Below are 11,351 nucleotides of genomic sequence, written 5' to 3' on the forward strand. Positions count from 1 at the left end.
TGTCCGGACTGTCGGTGTGGAAGCTTTCGTGGCGGCCACGCGGGCACCGGGCTGACTCGTGTTGGTTCCCGGCCCCCGTAAAGGCCCTCTGAAAGAGCGGGGGCGCCCCACCGGCGGCCGTGCGGTGCACGTCGCGGCATGACTTCTTGGGCATGTGTGATGTCTCTCAGGCGCGGAGCGAGGGACAGGGTGTGCGGGAAGCAGCGGTCCGGGGCGGCGCGGTCAGAGCCGTGGTGAAGGAGTGGACGATGCCGGAGGCCGTGTCCTTGTCGAAGAGCGCCGCGGAATAGATCAGTTCGCCTTCGATGCCCGCCGGTTTGTTGTCAGGGGTGCGCAACTCGCGCAGCTGTAGGAGGAGGTCAAGTTCGGTGTGGGTGGGGCGGGTCGGGCGCAGTCGGACGTCGATGCCTTCCGGCCATGAGGGGCTCTCGGCGGACGATTCCAGGCGTAGATAGGACACTGCTGTCTGGAAGAGCGGGTGGCGGTGCGGGGAGCGAGCCGGGTTGAGCAGCTCGACCAGGCTGTCGAAGGGGAAGTCCTGGTGTTCATGGGCGGCCAGCAGACGGTCCCGTACACGACCGATCAGTTCCCGGTGTGTGGGGTCACCGGAGGTGTCGGTGCGCAGCACGACGGTGTTGACCAGGCAGCCGATGAGTCCGTCCAGGGGATCGGTGTCGCGGCCGCTGAGCGGTACTCCGATGGGGATGTCGTCCCCCGCGCCCGCCTCGGTGAGCGCGGCCGCGAGTGCCGCGTGCAGCACCATGTAGGTGCTGGCCGAGTACTCCCTGGCCACGGTCTCCAGGTGGGCGTGAGTCTCGGGGCCAACGGTGAACGGAAGGGATGCGGCACGGCCGTCCACGGCCGCCCCTGTAGGCGTGAGCGCCGGGCGGGGATGGGTGGTGGGGAGTGCGAGTTCCTCGGGGAGGCCCGCGAGCGTTTCGGTCCAATAGCGCGCGTGGCGCGCCGCCGGGCCATCGGGCATCCGCTCGTCACCGAGTCGCTGCTGCAACTCCAGCGTGTAGTCGGCGTACTGTGCCGCCGGGGCGGGCCAGGACGGCGCCCGCCCCGCCGCGCGGGCCGTGTAGGCGAAGCACAGGTCGCGGTGCAGCGGGCCGGCCGAGTGGCCGTCGAAGGCGACGTGATGCAGGACGAGAAGGAGTGCATGCCGAGCGACACCCAGCCGGAACAGTCTTACGCGAAGCGGGAGTTCGGTCCGCAGGTCGAATTTCTCGGTCAGTTCCGCTTCGACCGCCCCGTCCAGGTCGGCGTCGTCGCCGATGGTGGCTCTACGGAATTCCAGTGGCACAGATTCGGCGGGCAGGATGCGCTGCTCCGGCCCGTGTTCGCCGTACGGCAGTATGGTGCGCAGGATTTCGTGGCGGGTGACGAGGTCGTCGAGCGCGGTGCGCAGCGCGCTTGTGTCGAGCACACCATCGAACTCGAATAGCAGCGTGGTGAGATAGTCGGGGCGATCTCCGCCCAGGTAGTTGACCGTCCATAGGCGCGCCTGAGCGGGAGAGAGGGGGATCGGGGTGGTTCTGGGGAGTGGCGCGGCAACCGCCGGCCGCTCGTCCGGTCCGGCCAGCTCCTGTGCCGTCTTCGCGATGCGGTGTTCCAGGGCGAGGACAGTGGGTGCCTCGAAGAGGTCGCGTACCGACAGGGGGCGGTGCAGGTGCGTGCGGATACGGCCGATGAGTCTGATGGCGGAGAGGGAGTTGCCGCCGAGCGCGAAGAAGTCGTCCGTGACGGAGACGGCTCCGGCCAAACCCAGAACGTCGGCGAACATCGCGGTCAACACCTGCTGGCGGGGGGTACGGGGCGCGGCGGGCGTCACGTTCCGCGGTGTGGGCAGCGCAGCGGTGTCGACCTTGCCGTTGCCGCTGAGCGGCAACGCGTCCAGTTCGACGATCGCGGACGGCACCAGATAACCGGGCAGCTTCGCGGCGAGGCGGCTGCGCAGCACGGCGGTGTCGAGTCGGCTGGTCAGCACCACGTAGGCGATCAGAGCCTTTCCTGATGGCCCCTCGCCCCGGGCGGTCACCACGGCGGTGCCCACCTCGGGCTCGCGGCGCAGCACCGTCTCGACCTCACCGGGTTCGATCCGGAATCCGTTGATCTTGAGCTGGCGGTCCTGCCGGCCGAGGAAGTGCAGTCGGCCTGCCCTATCCCACTGTCCCAGGTCGCCGGTGCGGTACATACGGCTGCCGGGCGGGCCGAACGGGGCGGCGACAAAGCGGTCCGCCGTGCGGGGCGGCGCGCCGTGGTAGCCGTTGGCCACTCCCTCGCCACCCAGGTAGATCTCGCCGGGGACACCCGGGGGTACGGGCCGCAGGGCCAGATCGAGCAGAAGCACGCGGGTCCCGGCGATTGGCTGTCCGATGGGCAGGGCGGCCGCGGCCTCGTCGTCCGCCTCGGCCGCGGTCGACAGCCCGTCGGGGATCTCGTATCCCAGCGAGAAGGTGGTGTTCTCCACCGGGCCGTAGAGGTTGACCACACGCAGGTGCGGGGCAGCTCGCAGGGCGCGTCGCACCGCGACGGGCGAGACGACATCGCCGCCGGTGGATACCCGTCGCACGCCGCGCAGCGCAGCCGGGTTCTGGTCCGCGATGAGATCGAAAAGGCCCGCGGTCAGCCACACCGCGGTGACACCGCCTGCCTCGATCACCCGGCGGTAGTCCTCAGCGTCCAGGTCGCCGGGTGGCGCCACCACCACCCGGCGACCCGTGAGCAGGGGCATCCACAGCTCGTAGACCGCGGTGTCCCAGGAGTGCGGGGAGTGGAACAGCACCCGTGCGTGCTCCTCCCCGCGCCATGCCGGATCGCCCGCCCGCGTCAGGATGTTTCGGTGCGTCACCTCGACGCCCTTGGGCAGACCCGACGATCCCGACGTGAACATGACGCAGGCGACCGAGTCGACGGGGATGACGGTGGGCAGATCCGCTGCGGATTCCGTACGGGCCTCGGATTCCGCCGCCATCAGGTCGTCCAGGACGCGCGGTGCGCGGGTGTGGTCGAGTATCCAGCGGACGTGTTCGGCAGGGAAGCTCTTGTGCAGGGGGACGCATACCGCTCCCAGCTTCGCCAGCGCCAGGAAGGCGACCGCCACCTCGGGCGAGCGGTCGAGCGAGACGCCCACAGGCGTGCCGCGTCCGGCGCCCTCGCGGGCCAGGTGCCGGGCCAGCCGGTTGGCCCGGGCATTGAGTTCGCCGTAGCTGACCTCCTGGCCCTCGCACCAGAGCGCCACCCGCGCGGGATCCGCTGCCACCATCTCCTCATACGCCGCGCCGATGGACGGTGCCGGTGTGGTCAGTGGGGAATGCACGGCCGACGCGAAGCGCAGCGGCGGCTTAGCCGGAGCCCCGATCCCGAAGCGGATGACCTCCGATTGCTGTGGTGCGGGCATCAGTTGGGTCTGGGCCATGGGGCGGTGTTCGTCCCACGCGGTCAAAGCCGCGCAAGCAGCCAGCAGCCGCTCGCGGATGGTCTCGGCGCCGCCGCACCAGGCGAGTTCGGCCGTCCGGGCATAGAGGCGGAAGGTGAGCCGGCCCTCGCGAGGAAGCACGGCGAGCGCCAGCGGATAGTGCGTACCGTCGTGGACGTCGATGGATTCGACCCGTACGCCGGAGGCCGGATCGGCGAGTGCCGCCGAGTCCAGCGGATAGTTCTCAAAGGCCAGCGTGGTGTCGAAGAGCCTGCCGGTGCCTGCCGCCTCTTCGATGGCGGCCAACCCCAGGTGCTCGTGCTCCAACAGGCCGGCGCGCTCCCGCTGGATACGCGGGGCGAGCCCGGACAGCGGCTCGTGCGGCCGAAGGCGCACCCGGACCGGGACGGTGTTGATGAGGAGTCCGACCAGCTGCTCCACGCCCGGGAGTTCGGCCGGCCGTTCGGCGACGGTCACGCCGAAGACGACGTCGTCACACCCGGTCAGATGGGCCAGCAGCAGCGCCCACGCCGCTTCGATCACGGAATTGAGGGTTACGCCCCACTCCGCTGCCCGCTCCGACAGCCTCGCCGTCATCTCGTCGGGGAGGGTGAAGGTGTACCGCGCTGGGGCCTCTGCCCAGCCGTCCCGGCCCGAGTCCCCCACGTGGGTCGGCTCGATGCCCGCAAGCGCCGCGCGCCACTCGCCACGCGCGGCCGACGCGTCCCGCCTGCCCAGCCACCGCAGGTATCCGCTGTACGGGATAGGCGGCTCAAGCGCCCGGCCTTCGTAGAGCGCGAAGAGTTCACTCAGGAAGATGGGCACCGACCAGCCGTCGAGCAGAAGGTGGTGGTGGGTGAAGACGAACTGCCAGCGGTGCTCGGCCACCCGAAGCAGGGTGAAGCGCAACAGGGGCGGGGCGTCGGGGGCAAAGGGGCGACGGTCCTCGCGGGTCAGCTCCACGGCATGTGCGCGGCGTTCGGGTTCGGGGGTGGTGGCCGTGAGGTCGAGCGACCGCCACGGGACCTCGATGGCCGAGGGCACTACCTGGACCGGCTGTTCCAGATCGTCGACCAGGAAACCGCCGCCGAGGTGGGGATGGCGGCGCAGCAGGGCGCCGGCGGCGGCGCGCAGCCGTTCCGGGGAGAGTTCGCCGGTCAGGTCGAGGGCCAATTGGACGAGGTAGGGGTCGTGCCGCGGGCCGTGCGCCGGGGTGGCGCAGGCGCCGGTTCCCAGGGTCGGGCCCGCGACCACGCCCGTGTCCGTCTCGACGTCGTCCTCCGCCACCTCGGCGCCGTAGAGCGTGTGGAAGAGGAGGCCCGCCTGGAGCGGGGAGACCGGCAGGAGGTCGGCGAGTCCGCCGTAGGTCTCCTCCAGGGATTCCAGCCGCGACTGGCTCACCCGTACGAGCGGGAAGTCCGACGGTGTACGCCTACCGGTCTCCGACGGCGCGCTGTGATGCCGCACGAATGCCGCCAGGACATCGCACCAGGAGCCGACGAGTTCACCGACCGTGTCGCCGTCCAGCACCCCGCTCGGCCAGGTCCACACCACGCGCATCCGCGGACCGTCCGGGCTCTGCTCGACGAAGGCGTCGATCGAGAGCGCGTGCGCGACAGACAGCGTGGGGTCGGCCTCGCCCCGGAAGCTGCCGGGCTCCGGCTGCCAGTCGCCGGGCTCATGGGTGTCGAAACGCCCCAGGTAGTTAAAGGAGATCCGGGCGTCGGCCACGTCGTACAGCTGCTGTCCGCGGTGGCGGAGAAGTCCGTGGCCGACGCCCTGGTGGGGAATGGCGCGCAGCCGTTCCTTGATCTGCTTCGCGGCGCGGGCGAGCCCGTCGCCGTACGCCCGCATCGCGTTCCAGTCCTCGACCCGTGCGTCCAGCATCACCGGGTGAAGCACAGTGAACCAGCCGACGGTTCGTGAGACATCCAGGTCGGACAGCCCGTCAAGGTCGATGTCCCGGCCATGGCCTTCGATGTCGACGAGTACGGTGCCGCCGGCCGGATTGCCGGACCACCGGTGCAGCGCGACGGAGAGAGCGGCCAGGAGCACGTCCGGCACCGCCGCGTGGAAACAGTTCGGCACGTCGGCGAGCAGCGCTCCGGTCTCGTTCGGGGCGAGACTCGTGCTGAGCGACTCGGTGCCGGCGACCCGGTCCCGCGCGGGGTCCGGCGTACGGGTGCCGATGGTCCCGCCGGCCTGCGCGAGCATATTCCGCCACCACTCGGCTTCGGACTGCAGCTCGGGGCGTTCGGCGGCCGCTGCGAGCGCGTGGGCCCAGGCGCGCAGCGGAACCGGGACCGGCGGCAGTTCGGCGCGCTGTCCGGACTCGGCCGCGGCGTGCGCCGCCGCCAGGTCGGGAAGGAGGATCCGCCAGGAGACGCCGTCCACCGCGAAGTGGTGGACGACCAGCAGGAGCCGGCTCTGCCCCGCGCCGTCCAGCCACACGGCCCGGATGACATCACCCGACCTCGGGTCCAGCCGTCGGCGCGCCTCGCGGCGTTGCTCATCGATGAGCCGGTCCCGCCCGGCGCCGTCGATGACGCCCTCGCGGGCCAGGGAAATCCGGTGCAGACAGGAGGCTGCGAGAACGGCTCCCGGTGGCCGGATCTCGAACCGCCACGGCTCGTCCGCCGCGCCGGTAAGCCGCATGCGCAGCGCGTCGTGGTGGTCCAGGAGCTGCTGCAGGGCGGCGCGCAGGGTGCCTTCGGTGGCGGTCTCCGGCAGTCGGCAGACGACCGACTGCGCGAAGCCGTCGACCGGGCCGCCGAGCGAGCCGAGCCAGTCCATGATCGGCGTCGCCGGCATCTCGCCGAGCGCGTCGTACTCCGTGCGGCTCGACGGCGCCACGGGCACGGTGCGGTCGGCGATCCCGGCGAGCGCGCGGACGCTCTGGTGGGCGAAGACATCCTTGGGGCTGATCAGTACGCCGCCGGCACGGGCCCGGGTGACCAGTTGAATGGCGAGGATGCTGTCTCCGCCGAGCCGGAAAAAGTTGTCGTCGGGGCCGACGCGTTCCCTGCCCAGGATCGAGCGGAACAGTGACGAGAGCAGCTCTTCGGAGGGGGTGGTGAGGGATGTCTTCGTCACCGCCGGAGCTGCCGGGGCCGCCGGAGCGGGCGCCGGCAGGTTCAGGTGCGCCTCCTCGGCCGCGTCCAACACCTCGATCGTGTCGTACGGCCGCTCCGGGGCGTCCAGCGCGCCCTCCAGCAGGCGCCGCAGCGCGCGCACGATCAGTTCCGCGGTCTCGCGGTCGAACGCGTCGGCGGCGTATTCGAGGACGCCCTCGATGCCGTGGTCCGTCCGCTCGGTGAACTCGAAGAGCAGCGCGAACTTGGCCATGGAGCGGCCGGGGTGGAGCGGGGCGCTGTCGAGGCCGGGCAGGTGCAGCGTGGACTGTTGGCCCGCGTGCATCGTGATCATCACCTGGAAGAGCGGGTGACGACCGAGCTCGCGCGGCGGGTTGACCGCCTCCACGACGCGCTCGAACGGCGCCTTTTGGTGAGCGAACGCGATGATGTCGGTGTGCCGGGCGCGGTCGATGACGGTCGCGAATCCGGGGCTGCCCGACAGGTCGGTGCGCAGAACGAGGGTCTCCGCGAAGAAGCCGACCAGTTCGTCGAGGGCCGGCTCCGCACGGCCGGCTGCCACCGTCCCCACCGGGATATCGGTGCCCGCCCCGAGCCTGCTGAGCAGGCAGGACACGGCGGCGTGCAGCGCCATGAACATCGTTGCACCGCGCGCGGCGGATGCTTCGGCGAGGCGGGCACCGAGTGCGGCGTCCAAGGTGAAGGGCACCGCGCCACCGGGGTGTGCGGACGCGGCGGAGGGGCGGTGGTCCGCCGGGAGGCACAGCTCCGCCGGGGCGCCGCGCAATGTCTCGCGCCAATGGGCCAGCTCGGACGACAGCGGGCTGTCGGGGTCGTCCTGGCGCCCCAGGGTTCGCCGCTGCCAGAGCGTGAAGTCGGCGTACTGCAGTGGCAGTCGAGGCCAGGAGGGTGAGCGGCCGGCCATCCGGGCGGCGTAGGCGGCGGCCAGGTCGCGGGTCAGCGGGCGCAGCGCGTGTTCATCGGCAGCGATGTGATGGATGACGAGCAGCAGCACATGGGTGTCCGGGGCGAGGGTGAACAGCGTTACCCGCCAGGGGATTTGGGTCTCCAGCTCGAACTCGCACCGGACTTCGGCGGACAGCGCCTCGGGCAGGCCCCGTTCCGTCGTCTCCATGACAGTCAGGGGGACGGCGGGGTCGTCGAGCACCTGCTGGCAGGGCTCGTCGCCAGTGGCGGGGAAGACTGTGCGCAGGCTCTCGTGACGGCGCTGGACATCGGCGATCGCGGCACGCAGCGCGTTGGTGTCCAGCGGGCCCGTCAGCCGGGCCGCCAACGGAATGTGGTAGGTCGACCCCTGGCCGCCCAGCCGGTGCAGAAACCACAGGCTGCGCTGGGCGTAGGAGGCCGCTACCCGCTCCGGGCGTGGGCCGGCGGCCGGCCGGGCCGCGGCCCCCTCCTCCATGGTGGCCGGACCGCCGTCGATGAGCGCCGCTAGTCCTGCGACCGTCGGGTGCTGGAAGAAGTCGCGGACCGAGAGCGTCGTGGCGATCTCGGCGCGCAGCCGCATGACGAGCCGATTGGCGAGCAAGGAGTCGCCGCCGAGTGAGAAGAAGCTCTCGTCGACGCCGAAGGACGGCGTGGTGGCAGCCCCCGACGCGGCGTCTCCCCCTGCCCTCGTCGCGTCGTCGTCCGGGCCGTTGGTCGCGCCCAGCACCTCGGTGAACAGCCGGTGCACGGTGGTCTCCGACTCGCCGCTTGGCGCCCGGATGGTGCGCGGCCCGGCACCCGCGGCGTCGCTCTCCCCCATGCCCCGGCCGGCAGCCGTGCGCGCGCCGGGGGTTCCCGGGCGGATCGCGCGTAGCTTCCGCTCGTCCAGCTTGCCGTTGACGGACAGCGGGAACGCGTCGACCGTGACGAAGGCGGACGGCACCATGTGAGCGGGCAGGATCTGTGCCGCCCGCTCCGCGATGTGTTCGGTGGTCCGGGCGACCCCTTCATCCGCGGGGCCGTCCGCCAGCAGGTAGGCGACGAGGCGGCGGTCGCCCTGCCCGTACGTCGTGACGAGGACGGCCGCGTCCGCGACACCGGGCAGCTCCGCGAGCCGAGCCTCGATCTCGCCGGGCTCGATCCGGAATCCGCGGATCTTCACCTGCCGGTCGACGCGGCCGAGGTACTCCAGGCTGCCGTCCTCCCGGCGCCGGGCCAGGTCCCCGCTGCGGTACATACGGGTACCCGGCGGGCCGAAAGGGTCGGCGACGAACCGTTCCGCGGTCAGGGAGGAACGGTGGAGGTAGCCGAGGGCGACGCCGGCCCCGGAGACGTACATCTCCGCCGGGATACCCGGGGGGACCGGGCGCATAGCCCCATCGAGCAGATGAACGCCCAGGTCCGGCAGGGGTTTTCCGATCAGACTGCCGGTGCCGGAGGCCGCCGAGATGTCCAGCGGCCCGTGGGTGACATGAACGGTGGTCTCGGTGATGCCGTACATGTTGACGAGCCGGGGCACATCGTCCGCGTGCCGGGAGTACCAGCCGGCCAGCCGCCACGGTTCCAGAGCCTCGCCACCGAAGATCACATAGCGCAGTACGAGCCGGGCGCCTAGCTCCGGGCGCTCCGCATCGGCGTCGGCGAGCTGGGTGAACGCCGAAGGCGTCTGGTTGAGCACCGTCACCCGCTCGGCCACCAGGAGGTCCAGGAATTCGGCCGGTGAGCGGGCCACGTCGTCGGGCACCACCACCAGCCGGGCGCCGTGCAGCAGGGCGCCCCAGATCTCCCAGACCGAGAAGTCGAAGGCGTAGGAGTGGAAGAGCGTCCAGGTGTCCGCGCGGTCAAAGCCGAAACGGTCGGTGCTGCCGGTGACGAGCCGGGTCACGTTGTGGTGCGTCACCACGACGCCCTTGGGGCGGCCGGTCGAGCCGGAGGTGTAGATGACGTAGGCCGGGTCGGTGGGGCGGGGGCGGCGCGCGGCGGGCCGGGGGGCGCCGTCCTGCCCGCCGTTCCCGCCGGCAGAGGCTTCATCGGTGTCCGCTGCGCCGGCGTCCGTAAGGATCACCGGCAGGCCGGGGGCGGCGTCCGCGGCTCCGGTGGGACGGTCGGTGATCAGCAGGGCCGGCGTCGCGTCGGCCAGCGTCGCGGCCAGCCGGTCGGCGGGGTACTTGGGGTCGAGGGGGAGATACGCGGCGCCGGCCTTGAGCACCGCGAGGAGGGCCACGATCAGTTCCGTCGAGCGCGGCAGCGCGACGGCGACCAACTGCCCGGACAGTACTCCCGATTCGGTGAGCCGTCGCGCCAGTCTCTCCGCCCGCGCGTCGAGTTCCGCGTAGGTCAGCTCCTGCCGCCCGCAGACCACGGCCGTCGCGTCGGCCGCGGCGGCGGCCTGCCGCTCGAAGAGCCCGACAAGGGTGTCGCCGGTGTCGTACGGATCGTCGGCGCCGGGCCGGCCGCCGGTGGTTTCACCGTCACGGGTGTGGTGCGCGTCGTCCGTGTCGTGCCGGGCCGCGGTGGTGGTCGGCACCGGCATCCCCGTGGCCCGCGCCGAGCCTCCGTCCGGCTGCAAAGCGCCGATCGGCGTCCCGTCCGGAGCCTCGGCCACAGCAGTGACCATGTCGAGCAGTCGGCCCAGTTGAGCCTGTGCGTCGGTCGCGCTGAAGTGGCGCTCGCCCGCGTCGACATCGACGCGCAGGTCTGGTTCGCCATTGTGATAGACGCCGATGGTGAAGTCGTCGGTGAGGCCGGGCGAGACCTCGTGAACGGTGGCCAGTGTCCCGGCGAAGTCCAGATCCTGGTCCATCGACATGATGTTGAGCGTCGGTCCGATGAGGCGGCGTTCGCCGAGGATGGAGGACGTGTCGCGCAGCATGTCCTCGAAGCGGTATCGCTGATGGCGCAGGACTGCGCGGGTCTCCGTAGCGACGGCATGTACCAGGCTCTCCACCGAGGCCTCCGGGTCAACGGTCACCCTGAGAGGCAGCACATTGGAGACCATGCCCAGGGCTTCGCGCTTGAGCGGGCCGCTCCGCGCCGCGACCGCCAGTCCGAGAACGATCTCGCGACGCCCGGTGTCGGCGTGCAGCGCGATGGCCACTGCCGCCGAGAACAATGACGGCCAGCGTTCGTCCAGCTTCGCCGCCCGCTCCCGCACCCGGTCCCAGCGCCCGCGCTCCAGGCGTGCACTGCGCCGCAGATGGCCGTACGCCCCTGCGGGCAGCGGCCCCGCGGCGAACTGCGGCGCGTCCGTGACATCGGCGAGCCGGTCCGCCCAGAACGCGGCGTCGGTGCGGAACCGCTCGGACGCGCGGTACCTCCGGTCCTCGGTAACCAGGGTCTCCAGCCGGTCGTGAACGCCCTCCGCGAGAGGTTCACCGGCACACAGCGCGGTGTAGGCTGCGGCGACACAGCGGATGAGGCCAGCCATGGACACGCCGTCGACCAGCAGGTGGTGCGTCTTGACGCACCACAGATGGTCCGCCTCGCCCGTCTTGATCAGGTAGTGGTCGAAGGCCGGGGCCACCGCGAGATCGTAGGGCGTTTCATATGCCGCGGCGATGAATCGCCGCGCGGCCGCCGCCGGGTCGTCGTGCACGCTGAAGTCCCGCCGGTGCAGCGGGCAGTCAGCGGCCGGGTCGAGGATCTGGATGATCCCGTCCGGGGTCCGCTCGAACCGCACCCGCAGCGATTCGCTGCCCGCGACGACGGTGCGGAGCGCCTGCTCGAAGTGCTCCTCGTCGATCGCTCCGTGCAGATGGACGTACTGCCCGACGTTGTACCGCCGCCCCGTGGCATCGAGTTCGTGGCCGAACCAGATGCCGGACTGGGCTGCTGTCAGCGGCCACCGCTTCTCCACCGTGCCGTTCATATCCCTGTCGTCGGCCATGCCG

General features: G+C 71.3%; 1 protein-coding gene. It reads right to left on the reverse strand.

Going from position 1 to position 11,351, the window contains the following annotated elements:
* Positions 1 to 166 precede the first annotated feature (166 nt).
* A complete protein-coding gene (locus tag AB0C46_RS20200; RefSeq protein WP_362829240.1) occupies positions 167 to 11,347 on the reverse strand; it encodes an amino acid adenylation domain-containing protein in 11,181 nt (3,726 codons plus the stop codon).
* Between the last annotated feature and the right edge of the window lie 4 nt (positions 11,348 to 11,351).

The sequence above is a fragment of the Streptomyces sp. NPDC048637 genome, assembly GCF_040650675.1.
GTDB lineage: Bacteria > Actinomycetota > Actinomycetes > Streptomycetales > Streptomycetaceae > Streptomyces.